This window comes from Arthrobacter sp. Dra40, from assembly GCF_059091905.1.
Genome location: NZ_JBNHHB010000599.1, coordinates 1 through 295, shown reverse-complemented (window position 1 = coordinate 295; position 295 = coordinate 1). Strand labels below are relative to the sequence as shown.

Annotated in this window: 1 protein-coding gene; it reads right to left on the bottom strand. The window is 68.1% G+C overall.

The genetic code is table 11. The features are described 5' to 3' along the window. A partial coding sequence (locus tag AC5RWT_RS38175) for a Pr6Pr family membrane protein (protein WP_494084729.1) occupies positions 1 to 295 on the bottom strand: 295 nt, incomplete at both ends.

Here is a 295-nt window from a genome sequence, read left to right as displayed (position 1 = left end):
AGAGCAACACCAGTCCGATGCCCATCATCAGCACCTCTCCCGGCGCCGGCGTCCCGCCGGAAGCATACGGCAGCCAGCCGGTCGCAGCTGCCCTGACCGCCGTCCACAGCAGCCAGAAGCCCGGGAACATCAGACTCAGGGCTGCCGCACCTGCACTGATGCGCGGGCGCGGCCCAAAAAGGAGCCAGCCGGTCAAGACGGCCACCGGCACTGCGTAATGCACCAACCGGTCCGCCATTACACCCGCCGCACTCAACTGGGCGGCGTCGGGAAGTCCCCGGAACGGGGTGAACTG